Here is a 22,209-nt window from a genome sequence, read left to right on the forward strand (position 1 = left end):
CCGGTTCATGACGTCCCCGGCCCGCCGCACGGCGCTGCAGGTCGTCCTCGACGGACTCGCCTGGGTGGTGGCGGTCCTCTTCGCCGTGTCGCTCCGCTACGACTTCGCCTACGACACGGTCACCTGGAACTCCGCGTTCGTCGTGACGGCCGTCGCCGTCCTCGTCGGCGTCGCACTGGGCTTCGCGACGGGCCTGTACCGCCGCCGGTTCGTGCCGGGCAGCTTCGCCGAGGTCCGAGCCGTCGCCCGGGTCGTGTTCGTGACCGGCCTCCTCGTGGGCCTGCCCGTACTCGTCCTGGGCACCGAGATCACCCTCGCGCGCAGCACCGTCATCATCGCCGTGCCCGTGGCCTTCGCACTGATGGGCGGCCTGCGGTACATCGCCCGCCTCTACGTCGAGGGCAAGAGCCGCCCCGGCGAGAGCGCCCAGCCCACCTTGATCTTCGGGGCAGGGCGTCTCGCGAACCACCTCGTGCGGCGCATGCTGACCGACCCTGCGTCGCCGTACCTGCCCGTCGGCCTCATCGACGACGACCCGACCCGCTCGGGCCTCCGGATCGAGGGCGTGCCCGTGCTCGGGACGCGCCGCGACCTCGTGACGGCGGCGCACCACAGCGGCGCCGAGGCGATCATCGTCGGCGTGGCGAGAGCCGACGCCCCGCTGCTGCAGGAGTTGTCCGATCTCGCCCGCGAGGCCGACCTTCGCCTCATGGTTCTGCCCCTCCTCGACGAGATCCTCGAGGGCAAGTCCCGGCTCGGCGACGTGCGCGACATCGCGATCGAGGACATCATCGGCCGGCACCCGGTCGACACGCAGGTCGAGTCGATCGCGGGTTACCTGGCCGGCAAGCGCGTCCTCGTCACGGGCGCCGGCGGGTCGATCGGCAGCGAGCTGTGCCGCCAGATCGCCAAGTTCGGCCCGGCCGAGCTGATCATGCTCGACCGCGACGAGACCGGGCTGCAGCAGTCGCAGCTGTCGATCTCGGGCAACGGGCTGCTCGACACCAAGGAGGTCGTGCTCGCCGACATCAGGGACCCGGAGGCGCTGCGGGCGATCTTCGCGGACCGTCGTCCCGAGGTGGTCTTCCACGCGGCCGCCCTGAAGCACCTGCCGATGCTCGAGCAGTACCCGGACGAGGCCTGGAAGACGAACGTGCTCGGCACGCAGAACGTGCTCGACGCGGCCAAGGCCGTCGGGGTGGCGACGTTCGTCAACATCTCGACGGACAAGGCGGCGAACCCCACGAGCGTGCTCGGCCACTCGAAGCGGCTGGCCGAGCGCCTGACGGCCTGGGCCGCCGACGAGACCGGCGCCCGCTATCTCTCCGTCCGGTTCGGCAACGTCCTCGGCAGCCGAGGCTCCATGCTGCCCGTGTTCACGTCTCTCATCGAGGCCGGTGGCCCGGTGACCATCACGCACCCGGACGTGACGCGGTTCTTCATGACCATCCCGGAGGCGTGCCACCTCGTCGTGCAGGCCGGAGGCATCGGGGCGCCCAGCGAGGTGCTCATCCTCGACATGGGCGAGCCCGTCAAGATCCTCGACATCGCCGAGCGCATGATCGCGATGTCCGGGCGGGACATCGGCATCGTCTACACCGGCCTGCGCGAGGGCGAGAAGATGCACGAGGAACTCGTCGGCCTCGGTGAGAGCGACAACCGCCCGGTGCACCCCAAGATCTCGCACACCACAGTTCCGCCCCTGCACCCGTCGGAGCTCATCGCCGTCCGGTCTGCCTCGTCGAGCTGGCACGTCCACGACCCCGAGCTCCCGGACCTGGAAGAAGCATGACCGAACGCATCTACATGTCGTCGCCCGACGTGGGCGACCTGGAGGAGAAGGCGGTCGTCGCGGCCATGAGGGGCGGCTGGATCGCCCCGCTCGGCCCGGACGTGGACGGCTTCGAGCGCGAGGTCGCTGAGCGGGTGGGCGTCGAGCACGGCGTCGCCCTCAGCTCGGGGACCGCAGCTCTCCACATCGCGCTGGTCGCCTGGGGCGTGGGCCCGGGCGACGTCGTCCCGACATCGACGATGACCTTCGCCGCGACCGCCAACGCCATCGCCTACACGGGCGCCGAGCCGTACTTCGTCGACTGCGATCCCGAGACCGGGAACATGGACCCGCAGCTGCTCCGCGAGGTGCTGAGCGAGCTGTCGGGAGCGGGAGAGCGCGTTCCTGTCGTGGTGCCCGTGGACCTCCTCGGCAAGGCCGTGGACTACACGGCCATCCTCGCGGCGGCGAGCGAACACGGGGCACGCGTCCTCTCCGACGCGGCCGAGTCGCTCGGTGCGACGCATGCCGGACGAGCAGCAGGCTCGTTCGGCGACGCCTCCGTCGTGTCGTTCAACGGCAACAAGATCATGACCACCTCGGGCGGCGGCATGCTGCTGACCGACGACGGCGACCTGGCCTCCCGAGCCAGATACCTCGCCACCCAGGCGCGCCAGCCGGTCGCGCACTACGAGCACACCGAGATCGGCTACAACTACCGGCTCAGCAACCTCCTCGCGGCCCTCGGGCGAGCGCAGCTCTCACGCCTGGACGAGATGATCGCGCGCCGGCGCGAGATGCGTGAGCTCTACGCCGACCTGTTCACCGAGGTCGACGGCGTCGAGGTCTTAGGTCGAGAGGGCGACGAGCACGACAACGTGTGGCTGACCTCGATCCTCGTGGACAGCTCCGTCACGGGATGGACCCCCGGTGACCTGTCGGCCTGGCTGGCCGCGGACCAGATCGAATCACGACCGTTGTGGAAGCCCATGCACCTGCAGCCCGTCTTCAGTTCTGCTCGTTCGCGATCGACTGGCGCCTCCGAGCTGCTGTTCGAGCACGGGCTGACTCTCCCGAGCGGGTCCGCTCTCGACACTGCACAACGAGACCGGGTGCGGTCCCGCATCGGCGCCTTCCTGGACGCCGCGTGATGGCATCGTGCTCCGGTCTCGCCAGCAAGCGGGCTCTGGACATGACTGTGTCTGCGGTCGGCCTGATCGTGACGGTCCCCGTCCAGGTGGTCCTCGCGGGCGTCATCGCGAAGCGGCTGGGGCGGCCGGTGTTGTTCGTGCAGCCGCGACCCGGCAAGGACGGGAAGGTCTTCCACCTCGTCAAGTTCCGCACGATGTTGCCCGTCGACGAGGCTCGTGGTCTCGTGTCCGACGAGGATCGCTTGACACCCTTCGGTGCTCTGCTCCGATCGACGAGTCTCGACGAGTTGCCCACGCTCTGGAACGTGCTGCGCGGTGACATGAGCCTCGTCGGGCCCCGCCCCTTGCTCGTCCGCTACCTCGATCGGTACTCCGACCGACAGGCACGGCGTCACGACGTACGCCCTGGAGTGACCGGCCTCGCCCAGATCAACGGGCGCAACGCGATCTCGTGGGAAGACAAGCTGGAGATGGACGTCCTGTACGTGGAGACCCGGTCGTTCCGGGGTGATCTCGGCATCCTTGTCAGGACGGTCGCGAGGGTCGTCCGTCGTGACGGCGTGACGGCCGACGGCTCCGCCACCACGGCGGAATTCCGAGGATCGCCGGCGGGCGCGGCATGAGCACACGATTGATCGTCATCGGAGCCGGTGGCTTCGCCCGCGAGACGTTGGACGTGCTGGACGCGCTCGAGAGGCGGACTCCTGGCGACTTCGAGGTGCTCGGAGTCCTCGACGATCGCCCCAGCGCAGCATCCCGCCAGATCTTGGCACGCCGCGGGGTCCATGTGATCGGGACCACGGGCGACCTCCTCGAGGGCAAGGTCGGCGAGGTCGACGCGTACGTCATCGCCATCGGCGATCCCGCCGCCCGACTGGACATCGCTGCCCGGGTCGGGGATGACATCCAGCCGGCCCCTGCGCTCGTCCACCCTCTCGCGAGCATCGGAACCGACACGGTGCTCGAGCCAGGTGTGATCGTCTGCGCGGGTGCCGTCGTATCCGCCAACGTCACGCTGGGGCGTCACACGCACGTGAATCCGAACGCGACGATCGGCCACGACGCAGTGCTGGGGTGGGCGGTCTCGGTCAACCCCGCTGCCGTGGTCTCAGGCTCGGTGGTCGTCGGCGACGGAGTCCTGCTGGGCGCCGCGTCTGTCGTGCTGCAGGGGCTCACGGTCGGGGCCAGGGCCGTGGTCGGAGCCGCAGCCTGCGTGACTCGTGACGTGCTGCCTGGCAGGACAGTCGTGGGAGTACCTGCCCGATGAGCGTGCCCCAGACTGACGCCCCGCTCCGCATCCTGGTCGTCAGCCAGTATTTCCGTCCCGAACGCGTCTCGATCCCCGTGACGCTCGCCGACGAGCTCAGCCGACGTGGGCACGAGGTCGAGGTCGTGACGGGTTGGCCCAACTACCCGGAGGGCAAGCTCTTCCCGTACCATCGACAGCGCCTTCGTCACACCGAGCGACAAGGGAACGTCACGGTCCATCGAGTGCCCCTGGTCATCAGCCACAGCACGTCAGCTCTCGGTCGGATGTTGAACTACGCGTCGTTCGCCGTGTCATCTTCCCTGCGTCTCAGGACGGGGAGACGCGCCGACGTCGTCTACGTCTACGCGACCCAGATGACGGCGAGCATCGGGCCCGCCCTGTGGAAGCGGCTGTTCGGAACTCCGTACGTCCTGCACGTGCAGGACCTGTGGCCGGAGTCCATCACCGGCTCCGGAATGGTCGGTGGACGCGCCTCGAGCTTCATCAGCCACGCACTCACCCCTTGGTTGACATCCAGCTACCGCCGAGCGGGGCACGTGGTCGCCATCGCGCCCTCGATGCTCACGATGCTCCGCTCGCGAGGCGCGAAGCCCATGGCATCGTCGGTGGTGTTCAACTGGTCTCCTCAGGACGTCATGGGCGAACGGCCCGAGGGCAAGAATCAACACGACGTCGAGCGACGAGGGACGACGTTCGTCTACGCGGGCAACCTCGGGGAACTCCAAGACCTGTCGATCTTGATCGAAGCCTTCTCGCTGTGCTCGGACGTTCCGGACGTCGAGCTGATCATCGCGGGTGCAGGCGTCCTCGAGGCAGAGTTGCGTGACCAGGTGACGCGCCAGGCAGAGACGCGAGTCTCGTTCACGGGCCGCCTCGACCCGATCGAGATGCGAGAGCTGAACGCGCGGAGCGACTTCCAGTTCGTGACCCTCAAGGGCCTGGAGGTCTTTCGCGGGACGATCCCGTCCAAGCTGCAGAATTCGCTGGCATCCGGCGTCCCGGTCATCACCACAGTCCACGGTGACGTGTCTGACCTCGTCAACGCTGAGGGTCTGGGGTTCACCGCACCGCCGTCGGATGCCGCCGAGCTCGCGGCCGTCATCCGTCGCGCAGCATCGACCACGTCCGCCGAGAGGACGACCATGGCATCGAGAGCTAGGCGCTTCTACGAGCGACACATGTCAGAAGCGGCGGGTGTCTCGGCCATCGAGCAGATTCTCGGAGCTGTCTCGCGAGGAGTGCCGACCACCGCCGCGACACCGAACGACCATGGGGAGACCAGAGATGGACATCGTGACGAATAACGACGACTACGCCGGCAAGTCGGTGCTGATCACAGGCGGCACTGGGTCGTTCGGGCGGACGGTGGCTCAGAAGCTCCTTGCGAGCGAGGTCGGACAGGTACGCATTCTCAGCCGTGACGAGGCCAAGCAAGACCAGATGCGTCACGACCTCGGAGACTCCCGAGTGCGCTTCTACGTCGGCGACGTCCGGGACTACCTGAGCGTTGAGCGCGCCACGCGTGACGTCGACTACGTGTTCCACGCTGCGGCGCTCAAGCAGGTGCCGTCGTGTGAGTTCTTCCCCATCGAGGCCGTGAAGACCAACGTGCTCGGCAGCGAGAACGTCGTCCGGGCCAGCGAGGCCGCGGGCGTGACATCGCTCGTCTGCCTCAGCACCGACAAGGCCGTCTACCCGGTCAACGCGATGGGCATGAGCAAGGCGATGATGGAGAAGGTCGCTCAGTCTCATGGGCTGAACAACCCCAACGCCGTCACCACGGTGTCCTGCGTCCGCTACGGCAACGTCATGTACTCGCGTGGGTCGGTCATCCCGCTGTTCATCTCGCAGCTCAAACTGGGCAAGGACCTCACCGTCACCGACCCCGGCATGACGCGGTTCATGATGTCGCTCCCTGCATCGGTCGCCCTCGTCGAGCACGCCTTCCGCAACGCGCGTCAAGGTGATCTGTTCATCCGCAAGGCGGCGGCATGCACGATCGGCGACCTCGCGCAGGCCGTCATCAACGTGTTCCGGAGCGACCGACGGGTCGCCGTCATCGGCACCCGTCACGCCGAGAAGGTGTCGGAGGCGCTGGCCAACCGCGAAGAGCTCTCGCGCGCCGAGGACATGGGCGACTACTTCCGCATCTCCGCGGACAAGCGCGACCTGAACTACAGCGCGTTCTTCGAGGAGGGCGACCCTCGACAGGTCGAGTTCACCGACTACGACTCGCACACCGTCGACCGCATGACCGTGCCCGAGGTCGAGCAGATGCTGCTGGCGCTGCCCGAGGTACGCGCGGAGCTCGCCCTCGCGGGCATCGCGGTCTCGGGCGGGCGCGCATGAAGATCGCGATGACAGGCGCCGGTGGCTTCCTCGGCTGGCACACCCGAGCCTTCCTCCACTCACTCGGTGAGCCCGATGTACACGCCTTCGCCGTCGGCGAGCATTTCGATGCGGCCCGGGCGACCGAGGCCGTCTCGGGCAGCGACCGACTCGTCCTCATAGCGGGTGTGAACCGCGGCTCGGACGACGACGTCCGGGCAGGCAACACTCTCTTCGCCGAGCAGGCCGCGCGAGCCGTGCGAGGGGCTGAGGTGCCGCCGACCTGCATCGTCTTCGCCAACTCCACCCAGGTCGGCAACGGCTCGACCTACGGGGCGGCGAAGGAAGAGGCCGCACGGATCATCCGCGAAGCGGCCGAGGCAGTGGGGGCGCGCTTCGTCGACCTTCACCTGCCGAACCTCTTCGGTGAGCACGGTCGCCCCTTCTACAACGCCGTGACGGCGACGTTCTGCCATCTGCTGAGCCGCGGCGAGACCCCCTCAGTCGACGTCGACCGCGAGCTGAGCCTGCTCCACGCACAGCACGCCGCCGAGGCTCTCGTCGGCATCGACGGTGCCGAGGACGTGTTCGCCCGGTCGACCACGACGACGGTGTCGGGCTTGTTGGCGACCCTGTCGCGCTTCGCTGACGCATACGCGACGGGTGACGTGCCCCTGTTGGCATCCGGGTTCGAACGCGACCTGTTCAACACGTACCGTTCATTCGCGTTCGAAGCCTCGCACGTCCTCCCCTTGAGGCAGAACACCGACGCCCGAGGCAGCTTCACCGAGGTGATCAGGTCTCACGGCGGCTCCGGGCAGACGTCGTTCTCGACGACGGCGCCCGGGGTCACGCGCGGTCAGCACTACCATCGGCGCAAGATGGAGCGGTTCACCGTCGTGGCCGGCACGGCCGACATCCGTCTGCGCCGCCTGTTCTCGGACGACGCGGTCACCGTCCGTGTCGACGGCACGTCGCCGTGCTCGGTCGACATGCCGACCTTCTGGGCCCACTCGATCACCAACACCGGTGACGACACCCTGTTCACGATGTTCTGGTCGAACGAGATCTTCGATGCGGCCGCCCCCGACACCATCCCGGAGACCGTATGAGCGCCCCTGTCCCCCGGCTCAAGGTATTGACCGTCGTCGGTACACGACCCGAGATCATCCGCCTTTCCGCCGTCATCAAGCGCCTGGACGAGCACGTCGACCACGTGCTCGTGCACACCGGCCAGAACTACGACTACGAACTCAACGAGGTCTTCTTCGAGGACCTCGGCCTGCGACGGCCCGATCACTTCCTCGAGGCGGACACATCGTCACTGGGCGCTGTGCTCGGCAGCATCTTGACCTCGATCGAGAAGGTCCTCGTCGAGGAGCGACCCGACGCCTTCCTCGTGCTCGGCGACACGAACAGCAGCATCTCGGCTGTCATCGCCAAGCGGATGAAGATCCCCGTCTTCCACATGGAGGCCGGCAACCGCTCGTTCGACGAGAACGTGCCCGAGGAGACGAACCGCCGCCTCGTCGACCACGTCGCGGACTACAACCTCGTGTACACCGAGCACGCGCGTCGCAACCTTCTGGCCGAAGGTCTGCACCCCTCGCGCATAGTGCTGACCGGGTCTCCTATGAGAGAGGTGTTACTCAATAGTGCGGCGTCGTTAAAGGAAAACGACGTGCTATCTCGGGAAGGCTTGGAAAAAGGTGCATATTTTCTCGTCAGCCTACATCGAGAGGAAAATGTCGATAACGACGAACGCCTTCGCGCGGTTCTTGATGGTCTCAGGAGGCTTTCTTCAAAGTACGAATTGCCAGTCCTCGTGTCCACGCATCCTCGCACGCGGCTAAGGATCGACAGGCTGGAGCCCGGTGCGGTGGAAGGACTCATGTTCCACAAGCCCTTCGGCTTCCGTGACTTCCTGACGCTGCAAGTGAACGCTCGCATCGTCCTATCCGACAGCGGCACCATAAGCGAGGAAGCCAGCCTCCTGGGCTTTCCCGCTGTGACTCTCAGAGATGACATTGAGCGCCCAGAGGCTCTGGACAGCGGTCATATAATCACGGCAGGAGTCTCGGCTGAGTCCCTCGTCGACGCTGTAGATATGGTCCTCGCGCTCGGAGAGCACGCTCCTGCTACCCCCCTTCCTCAGGGGTACGAAGTCAGTGACACAAGCCGACGGGTTCTGTCGTACCTGCGGTCGAAGACGCACACGCATCATGCCCGGCTCGGAATCAGAAGGGATTGGAACGGTGGGAATTAGGCTACATCTGGCCAACCTGGTATCGCTGGTCCTACCCCAGACTCGTGCATTTGGTATGCGGGCACGTCTTTACAGAGCGTGCGGCGTAAGGATTGGACCCGGCGTTCGAATGAACGGAGGTGTCGTGTTCCAACATCACAATGTCATAGTCGGCCGAGGCACGTGGATCGGGCGCAGGACGGAGTTCGTCTCAACCCCGCGAGCGACAATAACCATCGGCAGTGACTGCGACATCTCGCAGGACGTCCTCTTCATAACCGGCTCTCACGACATCGGTCCTGACCAGCGACGCGCGGGTGCAGGACGCAGTGATCCCGTGGGTGTAGGCAACGGCAGCTGGGTTGGCGCGCGGGTCACGTTCCTTGGCGGCAGCAGAGTAGGCCATGGGGTCGTTGTCGGCGCTGGATCACTCGTCATGGGGGTATTCCCTGACAACGTCTTGATCGCCGGGACACCGGCGCGCGTGATTCGTAGGTTGTGAGCAGCCGTTTGGTCACGCCACACTTGCGACTCCTTAGGGGTTCCGGGGCAGCGGTCTTATCCGCCCGGGTCGTCAGTCTCGGTTGTGCGGCGTTGCAGTTGCCAGTCCTGACGCGAACCTTATCGACAGAGACCTATGGCATCGTCGCGCTCGTCGTGGTGCTCTCAACGTACTTCGCCTTGGTGACCTCCGAACCAGCCACTCTCGCGTTCCAGCGGCACCCTGCAACAGATGGGTTGCGACGGAACTACGCCTACGCCCTAGGCCGCGTCATTCCTGTCATCGTTGCTCTGGCTTCAATTGCTGTGATCGTTTCGGTTTTTCTCGACGGTCCCGTTGCAGTCCTGGCGGTGACGGCCTGGGGAAGCGGGCTGGCTCTAGCCCGCTTGACCGCAACAGCCTGGTTAATGTGGGGGCGGAATTGGGCCTACGCCGGCAACCTCATGGTAAGCACGCTCGTCCGCACCTTTGTTCTCATCGGTCTCGTGCTCTCGGACGTGGACGGACTCATAGCCATCATCGTTGCTGGTGCCGCATCAGTGATCGCTTGCCTAGCCCTGTCCCCGCGAATTTCTCTTCGAGCTGCGTTCACGACTCAGAGTCCCTGGCCAAGACGGCTTGGCTATCTTCTAGCCGCCGCGAGCCTAGGCGTCACGGTCTTGACGAGTGCAAACCTCGTAGTCCTCCAGGGCTGGGTAGGATCAGCCGCAGCGGCTGACTTCTCCGCGATGTCACAACTAGCGACGCTGACCTGCGCGGCAATAGTCGGACTCATTTTGACTGCCCTGTATCCCGGGGTTCGGCGCGACTGGGATGCCGGTAGCCATGACACCGTCCGATCTCGGATTTGCGTAACACAGCACCTCATGTTGGCCGTGGGGGCAGCTTGCATCTCTGTTTTCTGCGCACTTAACGGGTTTGCCGCGTCACTAGCCGTGACTCCCGATCTTGTCAACATCCCGGTTCTCGTCCTTCTCAGCGCGGCAGCTTGCTTCGCTGGCCTGGGACAAGCCTCAGGTTGGTTGCTCCAACTACGCCTTCGCGCTCGTTCGCTTGCTGTACGAACAGCACTCGCCGCCGGCGTGTCCGTACTTTTCTTGCTAGCCCTCCTGCAGACATCGCTTCCCGCTGACCTTGCAGCAGGTATCGCAACTCTCGTCGGTTTCATGAGCTACTTCGTGGCGACCAGTGGAAGGAACTCCTTGAAAGAACCGAGTGTGCCGATTCTCAGCCTGCTCCTTGCTCTCGGAGCTATCACAAGTTCCGTTGTCCCCTTGACGGTGACGAGCTTTGCGGCTGGCGCGTTCTCGCTCGTGTGCGCTGGCCTCGCACTTTGCTCCGCCCGGAGAACCCCATGACCCAGAACGCCCACGACATCGTCTTCTGGCAGAACACCATCTCCCTTCATCAGGGGCCGCTGGTTCGAGAACTCGGCTACCTGGGGCTCAGTGTCCTCGTCGTAACGCAAGACGGACTCAGCGAGGCACGCCGATCCATGGGATGGGGACAAGCTGACTTTGGGACCGCGGATGTGGTGACCTCACCTTCGGCGGCCGCCCTCAACCAACTCGTCCAAGAGCTCGGCCCTGAGACAACGCATGTGTTCTCGGGCCTCGATGCTTACCCGATGGTCGCGGCTGCACGTCGGCTCGTTCGAAGACGACCTCACGGGCAAGTCCTGATCTCGACAGAACCCTTCGACACCCGCGGGCTCTCCGGTCTTGCCAGGCACGCGAGGTTTTTCTGGCGCAGTCATCGCCTTACCGGCGTCGACACCGTGCTGACCATCGGGCGTCAGGCACGAGAGCAATTCAATCGTCTACTGCCTTCCACCGTGCGGAAAGCCGAATTCGGTTACTTTGTGGAGTCGCGAACGCGGACGTTCGAGACGACACAGCCAGTGACAGGTCCCGTCCACGTCGTCTTCGTCGGCGAACTCATCGACCTCAAGCGCCCGGAGCTCCTCCTCGAAGCCCTGCTGGCCATTCCGCACAACACGTGGCGCCTAACGGTCATCGGGGACGGCCCCCTCCGAGACGCCGTATCCCGCTCGGCGTCTCAGGCCCGACACGCCGATGTGTCATTGCTCGGCACAGTACCCAACACCGCCGTGGCTGACGTGCTCGTGACTGCAGACCTACTCGTCCTTCCGAGCGCTTACGACGGCTGGGGAGCAGTAATCAACGAGGCGCTCAGCGTCGGCACACCGGTATTGGTCAGCTCGGCGGCAGGGTCTTGCGACCTCGTGTCGACTCCCCTCGCGGGGCGGGTATTCGCCGCCCAATCGAGGGCCGACTTTCGTCGTCAGCTTGCTGCAGCCTTGGACGCCGGTCGAGTTTCCCCCGAAGCTAGACGAGATCTGGCCGCTTGGGCGAGGGAAAAGACTTCTGCTCGAGCTGCAGCCTCGTACTTGGCCGAGTTAATCCGTGATCCTCAGGCTGAGATAGCGCCGCCTTGGCGGAACGCGGTCACCAATCGGGGAGACGAATCATGAGCACTCATCAACGCAAAGCCTATGCACGTGACGTTGCCTGGCTCGTCGGTACCGTCTGCGTCGGCGTGGCCGTTCTCTATGCGACGCTTTTCATCGATCTGCGCCTCGGGCTCGCGCTTGTTCTCGCTCTATTCGGAGTTATCTCTCTTACGCTCTCAACCACCGTTCGCCATTCATTGGGCTATGCAGCAGGCGCACTGCTCATCATCGCGGCATCCTCGACAGCGATTTCATCATTGGAGGGCGCGTCTGTCATTTCGGTGGCGCTCCGTATAGTCGGCTTCGGTGTAATCGTCCTTCTGGCCTCGCGACCCCGACCAGAGCGGCCGATTGACGCCGTGGGGTCGCACAGCCGTAAGTGGGCCTATGTCGTCGGCGCGAGTCTCGGAAGCTACTTCTTAGTCGGCGCTGCGTTTCACGGGCAGATCCTCACGTTCCTCTTCTATACCGCAGGCCTTGGCATCCTGTTGATAACGGTCGTGAGAACAGAGGGTGCGGCTGATCCCGATCTACGCAGAGGGCTCGTTCTCGCCTTGAGTCTTCTCGTCTCAACATCATTGCTCTATGGTCTTGCGGTGCCTTCAGCCGGCTTTGAAAACGGCAGGCTCCGAGGTTTCATGGAAAACGCCAACACCTTGGGGTTCTTCGCTTATTTGCTGGGGGCAGCTGCCTTGATTCTTGTGCGGCAAATCCGATGGCGTGCTGCCCTTCTCGCAATCGCTGTCGTCGCCTTGGTCTTGACAGCAAGTCGCGCCAGCGCTCTCGCTCTGGTCCTCGTGATCGCCATCCTCGTCCTCAGGCGTGGTGTGATCACAACAATCGTTGTCTTATTTGGGTCAGGCGCTGCCGTCGCGCTGGCCTTTACAGTAAATCCGGCGCTTTTTAATCCACTATCGAGCTTGTTGCGTTTCAACGATTCACGTTCCGACTCGACTGCAACAGCTATCGGCGCCTTCTTGACCAATCCGCTTATCGGTGTGGGTGTGGGCAACGAATCATCGATCATTGCGAGCAGCCCCTTTCGAGCTTTGGCTCAAGCAGGTCTGGTGGGAGTTGCCGCTGTGGTTGCGATGTGGCTAGTCCTGCTCATAGAGGGAGCGCGAAGAGGAGTGGCGGCTGTCGCCCTGGGACTTTCAGCCATCGTGCACAGCGTGTTTGAGGGCTGGCTGCTGTCACCGGTCAGTCCGCTTCTCGGCGTCTTCCTGCTTCTCTGGATTGCAGTCCGCACGGATGCTCGGCCTAAACCTATCGGGGCTCGTGCGACGAGCAGATACGGAGATGAGAGCAGGATCACCAGCACGAGACAGGGAGCACCCAGATGAACGTCGCGCCGCCAGATGGCCGATCCGACACGCCCGCTTCGGCCTCGGCCTCGGCCCTGGCCCTGGCGTACGCGCCATACTTCCCTCCCGCCACCGATGGTGGGGGGCCAATCCGGTCCTTGGCGGCCTTCGTCAAGAACGCTCCTGATCGCTGGATGGTGTGCGTCGCGACGTCGGATCGCGATCTAGGAGCAACCGGTCGGTTACCCGTGCGCAACAACGAATGGTCGACGTGGTCGGGGATTCCGACTTTCTATGCGAGTGTCGATAACCTCGTCGGACTTGTCGGGCTTTGGCGACTTATCCCAATGCGCAATCCAGACGTCGTTTACTTGAACAGTTTTTTCAACTGGAAGTTCTCACTGGTTCCCCAGCTAGTTGCCTTTCTCAACTGCAGGACGCCTCGGGTCGTTATTGCTACACGGGGCGAGTTGGGGATCGGGGCTCTCGGGCGGCGAGGGGCGAAGAAGCGACTGTTGACAACTGTCTACCGCGTGCTGGGACAGCACCGCCGTGTCACTTTCCACGCGTCCTCCGAACTGGAGGAGCTCGACATCAAGCGACACCTCGGGCAAAAGGTTCGTGTCCTCATTCGACGCAACGAGACACTCCTCGCTACCGCTGCGGAGGTGACATCGGCTCCGCGCGAGGCACGGATCGTTTTCGTTGGTCGCCTCGTGCCGCACAAGGGGTTGGCGCTTCTTCTCGAGGCGCTGAGCCAGGTGGCTGAGCCCCTACGCCTCGACGTCTATGGCGCTGAGGAAGACGCTGCCTACGTCGAGCGTTGCAAAGTGCTCGCGGCCAATCTGTCCCATGAGATCGCCTTCCACGGCAGCACCGAGCACGAGCAGATCCTAAATGCTGTGCGCTCGTCAACGCTTCTCGCTCTTCCCACAGCGGGAGAGAACTTTGGGCACGTCATAGTCGAAGCGTTATCCGTCGGCTGCCCGATCGTCGTAGCCGACACGACACCCTGGTCCACGCGAATAAGAACGCACGGTGCTGGGATCGTCGTGGACGATTCCCTAGCGGAATCCTGGGCTAGCGCTATCCGAACGGTGACGACGTTGAGCCGAGAGGACCAGAACGCCATGCGACAGCGCGCCGCCCAGTCCTTCGATTTCTGGCAGGGCGAGGCTGGAGCGCACCTCCTCCAGATGCTTGAATAGTGTCGGCATACGTTGACGTAGGGCTCGGGCGATCGCCGGAGCCGCAATGCTCCCGCATTCAGAGCTGAACGACGCCCGGTCGCCGGAGTATGTTTCGTGAGTCGAAGACAGGCGTAGGAGTCTCCTCAAGGACACGCAATGACAACTCGGGATGGTGCGTCAACACGACGATGAGATCGGACGTGTCGGCCACAACGGGGGTCAGATCCTCGATCTTTCCAACCGTGGCCGGCCAACGGTGATCTTCGACATGGCCGTCCACGGCCGAGACTTCCGCACCCATGCTTTGCAGAAGTTCGATGATCCTCTTCGAGGGGGCCTCTCGAACGTCACCCGTCCCCGGCTTGTATGCAAGCCCAACTAGCAGGAGTTTGCTTCCTCGAACAGCCTTCGACTCGTCGTTGAGCATCGCAACAACTCGTTGAACAACGTGATCAGGCATGTGATCGTTCACGTCATTGGCGAGTTCGACAAACCGGAAGCTCTGCCCCAGTTTCTGGCGAACCTGCCAGGAAAGGTAGCTCGGATCGACGGGGAGGCAGTGCCCGCCGACACCCGGGCCCGGCGTGAACTTCATGAAGCCGAAGGGCTTTGACGACGCTGCCTCGATGCTCTCCCAGACGTCGACACCGAGTTGATGGGCGAAGATGGCGAGTTCGTTGACGAGCGCGATGTTCACATGCCGGAAAGTGTTCTCCAACAGCTTTGTGAGCTCCGCTTCCTTGGTGCCGGACACGGGGACAGTCGTCTCGACTAGTTGGTCATAGAACCCCTGGACGGCCACGAGCGAATCGTCGTTGATGCCTGAGACGACCTTGGGTGTCTCGACGAACCCCCAGGTCTTGTTGCCTGGGTCGATCCGCTCCGGGCTGTATCCGACGAAGAAGTCAGTGCCGGCTTCCAGGCCCGAACCCTGCTCCAGGATCGGCACGAGCAGCTCCTCGGTCGTCCCGGGGTACGTCGTCGACTCGAGCACGACGGTGCTCCCGGCCCGGACCAGAGGAGCAAGAGAGGCGGCAGACATCTCGATGAAACTGAGGTCGGGCAGCGAGTCCCGTAGGGGCGTCGGCACGGTGATGACGGCGACGTCGAAGCCGGCGACGTCCGCGTAATCCATCGTCGCGACGTAGCTCCCGCCCGCCAGGGCAGCCGTGAGCGTCTCGCTCGAGATGTCGTCCACGTAGGACGTCCCGCTCTGCAGCAACTCGACTCGCGCCACATCAAGGTCGACGCCGACGACGTCGTGACCGACTTCCACGGCCCGCATGGCGACGGGCAGCCCGACGTACCCCTGTCCTACGACGACAGTCTTCATTTGCTGATCCCCTTGTTGGTGGCGCTCGACCTCGACCGTGACGAGCCAATTTAAGACCGCTACTGCGCAGCGGGAAGTACGTCGAGAGTGTCGGAGGCCAAGCCCTGCTTGACTACGTCCAGCCCGGCCTGGTCGACGTTGACGATCGACTGGCCGCCGACGCTGCCGGTGCCGGCCGTCGGGATCGTGAAGAAGTGCATGGTGGTCGCGTCCATGTTGCGGAGGCTGAAGGCGAGGTTGCCGATCGTCCCGACGTCGAAGCCCTGGTCGACGGTCAGGTAGGGCGACATGGCCGTCACGAAGGCGGAGACCTTGCCCGGGTCGGTGAGGGTCGACCGGCTGAGGATGGTGTTCGCGAGGCCCTTGACGAACGCCTGCTGGTTCTTCACCCGCGTGAAGTCGGCGTCGGCGAAGGCGTGGCGCTCCCGCACGAACGCGAGAGCGGCGTCTCCCTCGAGACGGTTGACCCCCTCCTCGTACGAGAATTGCCCGGCCGAGAACGCCTGGGGCGACTGCACGTCCACTCCCCCGAGCGCCGTCGTCATGCCCTTGAAGCCCTCGAAGTCGATGATGGCGACATGGTCGATGCGGACGCCGAGCAGCTGCTCGACGGTCTGCACGGTCAGGGGCGATCCGCCGTAGGCGAAGGCGGCGTTGATCTTGTTCTCGCCGTTGCCCGGGATGGGCACGTAGAGGTCGCGCATGATCGACATGACGTAGACGTTCTCGCGGTCGGCGTCGACGTGGACCAACATCATCGAGTCCGTGCGCTGGTCGGACGACGACGGGTCGTCGATGGTCGTCTCGTCGGCCCGCGAGTCGGATCCCATCAGCAAGATGTTCATGGCACCGGTCTCGACCGGTGCGGGCCTGGTCGTCTCCTCGGGGAACGCCTGCTCGATCTTCGTCGCGTTGTCGTCGAAGGTGTTCGCGAGTCGCGACGCGTAGACGGCGGCACCGATGACCGCGATGAGCAGCACCCCGACGACGACCGAGGCGATGACGATGAGGGCCCTGGCCCCCTTCGAGAGGCGACGCTTCCGTCGCGGCCGCTCCTCCGGAGCCGGGCCGTCACCGTCGTCGGCCGTCAGCGTGAAGATGTCGCTCATGAAGCCGTTCCCCCTACGACCCCGGCGCGGCTCTCGCCCAGCGTCCCGTCGATCATAACAACGGCGAGGCCTCAGCCAGACGACGACCGTGGCCGATTCCCGAGCGCACGGGTCTGGAGGGTGAGGGACTCCTTGTCCGACCCCGCGCCTCCGTGTGACACTTTCTCACGTCGCCGAAGATCACCCCGCAGGGCGGCCATCACGGATCGGGATCCCCATGCACAGCGTCGCGCCCCGGCGTGGCCGGCTCACCCGGACGCTCGTCGCGTTCGCGGTCGCCGCTGCCGCCGTCTCCCCCGCCCTCCTCGTCGCGGGACCGGCCCACGCGGCCGGCACGCCCCTCCTGACCGAGTCGTTCACCGGCAGCTCGATCGCCGATCCTGCCTGGCGCGGGCTGAACGACGCGTGCCTCACGGGCGCCACCGCGGCGGCCCCGGCCGGCAGCAGCAACCTGTCTCAGTGCACCGACCTGAGCGGGTCGCCCGCGGTCGGCACCCCCGGCTTCCTGCAGCTGAACGCCGAGAGCGGCTTCCGTCGCGGCGGCGTCGTCTACAACCAGGCCATCCCGGGCAACGGCGGCCTGGTGGTCGAGTTCGACCAGTGGCAGTACGGTCCCGACGGCGGCGACGGAGGCGACGGCATCGGGTTCTTCCTCACCGACGGCAACGAGCAGCTGACGATGACGGGAGCCGACGGCGGGTCGCTGGGCTACGGCAACCGCAACGGCGACCCCGGCGTCGTCGGCGGCTACGTCGGCATCGGCCTCGACGCCTACGGCAACTACGCGAACCCGACCGAGCTGCGCGACTCCACCTGCACCCCGCCCGAGGTCGGCCCCGGCTTCGTGCCGAACGCCGTGTCGCTCCGCGGCCCCGGCAGCGGCACCACCGGCTACTGCTGGCTCGCCGGCACGGTCGGCGCGAACACCGGCGGCGACCGGTTCGCCTCGACGCTGCCGGGCTCGCTGCGCGGCACCGGCGCCGACGACACCAGCCGCGACTCAGTTCGGGTGACCCTCAGCCCGGACGCGCTCCCCCTCGTCACCGTCGACATCGACTTCCACGACGGCAGCGGCTACCTGCGCGTGCTCGAGCACCAGATGACCGACGCCGCCCCCGACACCTACAAGCTGGGGTTCCTCGGCTCGACCGGCGGCGCGACCGACGTGCACCTGATCCGCAACCTCGCGGTCTCGTCCGTGCAGGAGCTCGGCGCCCTCAACCTGGTCAAGTCCGTCTCGGGCACGGCTCCGGCCGAGGGCTGGGCCGTCGGCGACCGCATCCCCTACACGTTCACCGTCAGCAACACCTCGATCGTCCGCCTCGACTCCCTCGCGATCGGCGACGCCCTCGCCGACGACGTCACCTGCCCGGTGGCGAGCCTCGCCCCCGTCGGCCAGCCCGGAGCCACCGCCGTCTGCACGGGCGGGCACACCGTGACGGCCGCCGACGCCCAGGCCGCGACCTTCACCAACACGGCGACCGCCACCGCCGTCGACTCCCGCAACGGAGCCGCCATCGCCAGCGCCGCCTCGACGGCCACCGCGCCGCTCGACCAGCTGCAGCCCGCTGTGGGCCTGACCCAGACCGCCGAGCTGATCGACGCCGACGGGGACGGCGTCGCCGGCCCCGGCGACACGATCCGCTACCGCTTCACCGTGACCAACACCGGCGAGACGCCCCTCGGCGACCTCGCCGTCGACACGGGAGGCGCCCCTGCCGTCGACACCACCGGGATCGTCCTCGCCGTGGGCGGCACCCGGACCTTCACCTCCGACCGCCCCGTGACCCAGGCCGACGTCGACGCCGGCGGCCCGCTCGTCAACACCGCCTCCGCCACGGGGTCGTCGCCCTCGGGGCTGACGGCCGCCAGCGGTCCCTCGGTCGTGGAGACGCCCCTCCTGACGGCCTCGGACCTGCTCGAGCTGGGCGTCGAGCAAGCCCTCACGACGGACGCGAACGGCGACGGCCTGGCCGATCTCGGCGACGTCATCACCTACACGTACACCGTGACCAACACGGGCACGAGCACCCTCACCGGTGTGGCCCTCGCCCCGACGCGCGGCATCGGCGTCGTCGTCCTGAGCGGCGACCCTGCCTCGCTCGCGCCGGGTGCGTCCGTGACCTACACGGCCACCACGACCGTCACGCAGGCCGACGTCGACAGCCCGGACCCGGTCACCGAGACGGCCACCGCCTCCGCCAACGGCGTGGACGGCCCGCTCACCAGCCCGCCGGCGTCCGTCCAGACCGTCACCGCCGCGGCCGACGACGCCCTGTCCGTGGACGTGGTCCCCGTGCTCGACGACACGAACGAGAACGGCGTCGCCGACCCCGGCGAGACGATCTCGTACTCGTACGTCGTGACGAACACGGGCAACACGAGCCTCACCGGCATCGTGGTCACCGGCCCCGGCGTGCTGCAGCCCGTCCGCGTCGGCGACGGCGCCGCGGCCCCGGGCGGCACCGTCCGCTTCACGTCCGCTGCCCGCACCGTCACGCAGGCCGACGTCGACGCGGGCGACCCGCTCGTCGTCACCGCCACGGCGACGGGCCGGACCCCGGAGGGCACCGCCGTCGACAGCCCCGAGGCCTCCGGCAGCACGCCGCTCCTCGCCGCGCAGGCCGACCTCGACCTGACGCTCACGGCCGTGCTCGACGACGCGAACGGCAACGGCACGGCCGACGCGGGCGAGACGATCACCTACACGTACACCTCGACCAACACCGGCACCGTGACCCTCACGGGCCTCGGCGTGACGGCTCCGCGCACCCCGGTCACGACCGCGTCGCCCGCGTCCCTCTCACCGGGCGCCTCCGCCTCCGTCACCGGCAGCTACGTGGTGACGCAGGCCGACGTCGACGCGGGCACCGACCTCGGCGCCACCGCGGTCGCGACGGGCACCGACCCCGAAGGAGGCGCGGTGTCGTCTGCCGAGGCCTCCCTCGCGATCCCGACGCCGGTCACCGCCGGCACCGGCGGACTCTCGATCGAGGTGACGGCCGATCTCGCCGACACGAACGGCAACGGCGTGGCCGACGAGGGCGAGGTCGTCACGTACCGCTACGTCGTCCGCAACGACGGCACGGTCAGCCTGACCGGCGTCTCGGTCGCGGACCCCGACGCCGAGGGCCTGTCTCCCGAGTCCGCTGACCTGGCACCCGGCGCGTCGGCGACCTTCACCGCGACGCGGACGGTGACGGACAGGGACGTGACCGCCGCCGCCGCCGGCGACGGGACCGTGCCGACGACGGCCAGCGCCACCGGCACCGCCCCCGACGGGACGCTCGTCACCTCGCCCGCCGCCGTCGTGGCGGTCGAGGCCGGACCGGTGCCGACGTCGCCGACCGACCCCACGACGCCGCCTGTCGACCCGGGGACGGGTCCCGTCGCACCCGGCCCCGTCGTTCCTGGCCCGGGAGCGGGCACGGGGCCCGGTGTCGGGAACGGCGGCGGCACCACGGCCGGTCGTCCCGGACTCGCCTTCACCGGGTCCGAGAGCGCCTGGCTCGCGAGCGTCGCGGCGATGCTGCTCGTCGCCGGGGCCGGTGCGATATCGGTCGCGCGCCTCCGGACGGGCGGGGGGCGACACCAGCGTCGATGACCTCGGGGCGGAACAGGAGGGGCACGGCGCGTCGCGTCGTGCCCCTCCTGCATGCTCGGCCGCCGTTCTCCGGGGCTCTCACCCCCACCCTCACCCGTTCCGCACGAGCAGACCGCCCCCCGCCTCACCCGTCCATGGTGACGACACCCGTCGTCTTTGCTTAGTCTTTCCACAGGGGGACTTTTCATGAGTTCTCTTCGCGTATCTCCCCGGCGCTGGGCTCGGGTGATGAGCAATGTCGCTTGTACACCGATCAAGAAAGCACACACGTGACCACCAAGTTCTCTTGGCGACGTGCGTTGGCCGTTCCGGCTGCGCTCTCTCTCGCCCTCGGAGGGGTTCTCCTCACCTCCACCGCCGCCAGCGCCGCTGTCGGCAACCTCGTCGTCACGGCTCCGGCCGTCAACTCGACCACCGACAGCCGTACCGTCACCGTGACCGGCACCGCAGCAGCCGGCGCCAACATCCGCGTCTTCACCGACGCCTCGGGCACCACCGAGCTCGGCCGCACGGTCACGAACCGTCAGAGCGGCGCCTTCAGCGTCCAGCTCACCCCCTACGCCGTGACCGCACCGACTGCTCAGAGCATCTACGTCACCGGTGACATCGGGTTCAGCGGCTTCGAGGACCCGGTGACCCGCGCCTTCAACCTGCCGATCGCGAAGTACATCACGATCGACGCGCCGGCCGCAGGTCCTGTCGACAGCCGCACCTTCAACGTCACCGGCACGGCCACGCAGGGCTCGACGGTCATCGTCAGCGGCGCCGGTCGCGAGCTCGGCCGCCAGAACCTGGGCAACGCCAACACCTACTCGATCCCGGTGACGTTCACCGACGCCGACGCCGTCGCGCAGACGCTCTCCGTCAACGGCATCGTCGGCGGCAGCGGCATCGACCCGGTCACGCGCGACATCACGCTGCCCGCAGTGGTCGCACCGGCCCCGGCCAAGACGCTCGTCCTCGACGCGCCCGCCCAGGGCACCACGACCGGCTCGCGCACGGTGACCTTCACGGGCACCGCTCCTGCCGGCTCCACCGTCATCGTGAACGCTGACGACGCCGACGGCGCCGAGCTGGGCCGTGCGAACCTCGGCAACGGCACGACCTTCTCCATCGAGGTCGCCTACACCGAGGACGACGACGTCGCCCAGACCGTCTTCGTCAGCGGCTTCGTCGGCGGCAGCGGCTTCGACAACACCGTCACGCGCGACTTCAACCTGCCTGCCGTCGCGGCCGTCCCGGTCACCCCGACCGTGCTCGCCCCTCCGGTCATCACGTCGCCGATCCCCGACCAGGTCATCGTCGGTTCCGACGTCGTCATCTCGGGCACCGGCACGCCGGGCAACAACATCGGCTACGTGGTCTTGCCGAAGGGCCAGTCGCCTGAGTCGTCCGCTGCCTTCGACGAGGCCATCGCCGACGAGAGCATCGTCGTCGACGCGGCCGGCAACTGGACCAGCACCCTCCGCAACGTCAAGGCCGGCAGCTTCACCGTCGTCGCCTTCGCGTTCACGGTCGACGCCGACGGCACCCTGACCGGCATCTCCGGCGACTCGAACGCGGTCGACTTCAGCGTCGTCGCCGCCACCGCGGTCGCCGCTGCCGTCACCCCCGTCCGCACCCCGTCCGGCCTGGCCTACACCGGTTCCGACGACCAGGGCCTCGCCCTGGGCCTCGGTGCAGCACTGACCCTCGCCGGCGCCGGCCTCGCGTTCGCGGCTCGCCGCCGCGCGAAGCTCGCCACCGTCACGGGCTCCGACTCGGAGTAGTCCAGACTGCAGCACGCGACACCGCACCACACGGAGAAGGCCCCCGACCACACGGTCGGGGGCCTTCCTCGTGTCCGGGCGCCGCGCCTCCTGCGGGCCGCCCCGCGGGGTGCGCCGGTCCGAGCTCCCACGGAACCACGTAGGCCCCCTCCCGGTGCGG

Annotated in this window: 15 protein-coding genes; 13 read left to right on the forward strand and 2 right to left on the reverse strand. The window is 66.7% G+C overall.

What is annotated here, in order from left to right:
- Nucleotides 1–7: 7 nt before the first annotated feature.
- The 11 genes from ITJ48_RS03725 (at nucleotide 8) to ITJ48_RS03780 (ending at nucleotide 14,252) form a co-directional block, all read left to right on the forward strand.
- Entirely contained in the window at nucleotides 8–1,792 is a 1,785-nt protein-coding gene (locus ITJ48_RS03725) for a nucleoside-diphosphate sugar epimerase/dehydratase (protein ID WP_194612450.1), read from the forward strand.
- Nucleotides 1,789–2,922 carry a DegT/DnrJ/EryC1/StrS aminotransferase family protein gene (locus tag ITJ48_RS03730; protein WP_194612451.1) on the forward strand — a complete coding sequence of 378 codons (1,134 nt, stop codon included), beginning with the start codon at nucleotides 1,789–1,791 and terminating at the stop codon, nucleotides 2,920–2,922. Before ITJ48_RS03725 ends, ITJ48_RS03730 begins: the two co-directional genes overlap by 4 nt.
- A complete protein-coding gene (locus ITJ48_RS03735; protein ID WP_194613327.1) occupies nucleotides 2,922–3,545 on the forward strand; it encodes a sugar transferase in 624 nt (207 codons plus the stop codon). The genes ITJ48_RS03730 and ITJ48_RS03735 overlap by 1 nt, the downstream gene beginning before the upstream one ends.
- On the forward strand, nucleotides 3,542–4,189 hold the full coding sequence (locus ITJ48_RS03740) for a NeuD/PglB/VioB family sugar acetyltransferase (protein WP_228506196.1): 648 nt from the start codon (nucleotides 3,542–3,544) through the stop codon (nucleotides 4,187–4,189). Before ITJ48_RS03735 ends, ITJ48_RS03740 begins: the two co-directional genes overlap by 4 nt.
- On the forward strand, nucleotides 4,186–5,496 hold the full coding sequence (locus ITJ48_RS03745) for a glycosyltransferase family 4 protein (RefSeq protein ID WP_194612452.1): 1,311 nt from the start codon (nucleotides 4,186–4,188) through the stop codon (nucleotides 5,494–5,496). Before ITJ48_RS03740 ends, ITJ48_RS03745 begins: the two co-directional genes overlap by 4 nt.
- Nucleotides 5,486–6,541, forward strand: a complete 1,056-nt coding sequence (locus ITJ48_RS03750; protein WP_370544764.1) for a polysaccharide biosynthesis protein — start codon at nucleotides 5,486–5,488, stop codon at nucleotides 6,539–6,541. The genes ITJ48_RS03745 and ITJ48_RS03750 overlap by 11 nt, the downstream gene beginning before the upstream one ends.
- On the forward strand, nucleotides 6,538–7,632 hold the full coding sequence (locus ITJ48_RS03755; protein WP_194612454.1) for an NAD-dependent epimerase/dehydratase family protein: 1,095 nt from the start codon (nucleotides 6,538–6,540) through the stop codon (nucleotides 7,630–7,632). Before ITJ48_RS03750 ends, ITJ48_RS03755 begins: the two co-directional genes overlap by 4 nt.
- Nucleotides 7,629–8,786: a non-hydrolyzing UDP-N-acetylglucosamine 2-epimerase gene (wecB, locus tag ITJ48_RS03760; RefSeq protein ID WP_194612455.1), complete on the forward strand. Its 1,158-nt coding sequence runs from the start codon at nucleotides 7,629–7,631 to the stop codon at nucleotides 8,784–8,786. The genes ITJ48_RS03755 and wecB overlap by 4 nt, the downstream gene beginning before the upstream one ends.
- Nucleotides 8,787–10,621: 1,835 nt before the next feature.
- Nucleotides 10,622–11,761 (forward strand): glycosyltransferase, encoded by a 1,140-nt coding sequence (locus tag ITJ48_RS03770; RefSeq protein WP_194612457.1) that lies wholly within the window; start codon nucleotides 10,622–10,624, stop codon nucleotides 11,759–11,761.
- Nucleotides 11,758–13,083 carry an O-antigen ligase gene (locus ITJ48_RS03775; RefSeq protein WP_194612458.1) on the forward strand — a complete coding sequence of 442 codons (1,326 nt, stop codon included), beginning with the start codon at nucleotides 11,758–11,760 and terminating at the stop codon, nucleotides 13,081–13,083. Before ITJ48_RS03770 ends, ITJ48_RS03775 begins: the two co-directional genes overlap by 4 nt.
- A gap of 476 nt (nucleotides 13,084–13,559) precedes the next feature.
- Nucleotides 13,560–14,252 (forward strand): glycosyltransferase, encoded by a 693-nt coding sequence (locus ITJ48_RS03780; RefSeq protein ID WP_194612459.1) that lies wholly within the window; start codon nucleotides 13,560–13,562, stop codon nucleotides 14,250–14,252.
- 58 nt (nucleotides 14,253–14,310) lie between these two features.
- On the opposite strand, the gene ITJ48_RS03785 is transcribed toward ITJ48_RS03780, so the two are convergent.
- Both ITJ48_RS03785 and ITJ48_RS03790 read right to left on the reverse strand, forming a co-directional pair.
- Nucleotides 14,311–15,567 (reverse strand): nucleotide sugar dehydrogenase, encoded by a 1,257-nt coding sequence (locus ITJ48_RS03785; RefSeq protein WP_194612460.1) that lies wholly within the window; start codon nucleotides 15,565–15,567, stop codon nucleotides 14,311–14,313.
- Between the two features lie 59 nt (nucleotides 15,568–15,626).
- Nucleotides 15,627–16,676 carry an LCP family protein gene (locus ITJ48_RS03790; protein WP_194612461.1) on the reverse strand — a complete coding sequence of 350 codons (1,050 nt, stop codon included), beginning with the start codon at nucleotides 16,674–16,676 and terminating at the stop codon, nucleotides 15,627–15,629.
- Between the two features lie 217 nt (nucleotides 16,677–16,893).
- Here ITJ48_RS03790 and ITJ48_RS03795 point away from each other — a divergent pair, with 217 nt between their 5' ends.
- On the forward strand, nucleotides 16,894–20,280 hold the full coding sequence (locus tag ITJ48_RS03795) for a hypothetical protein (protein ID WP_194612462.1): 3,387 nt from the start codon (nucleotides 16,894–16,896) through the stop codon (nucleotides 20,278–20,280).
- A 269-nt stretch (nucleotides 20,281–20,549) separates the two neighbouring features.
- Entirely contained in the window at nucleotides 20,550–22,049 is a 1,500-nt protein-coding gene (locus ITJ48_RS03800) for a hypothetical protein (protein WP_194612463.1), read from the forward strand.
- Nucleotides 22,050–22,209 lie beyond the last annotated feature (160 nt).

This window comes from Frigoribacterium sp. VKM Ac-2530 (assembly GCF_015350835.1).
Lineage (GTDB): Bacteria > Actinomycetota > Actinomycetes > Actinomycetales > Microbacteriaceae > Frigoribacterium.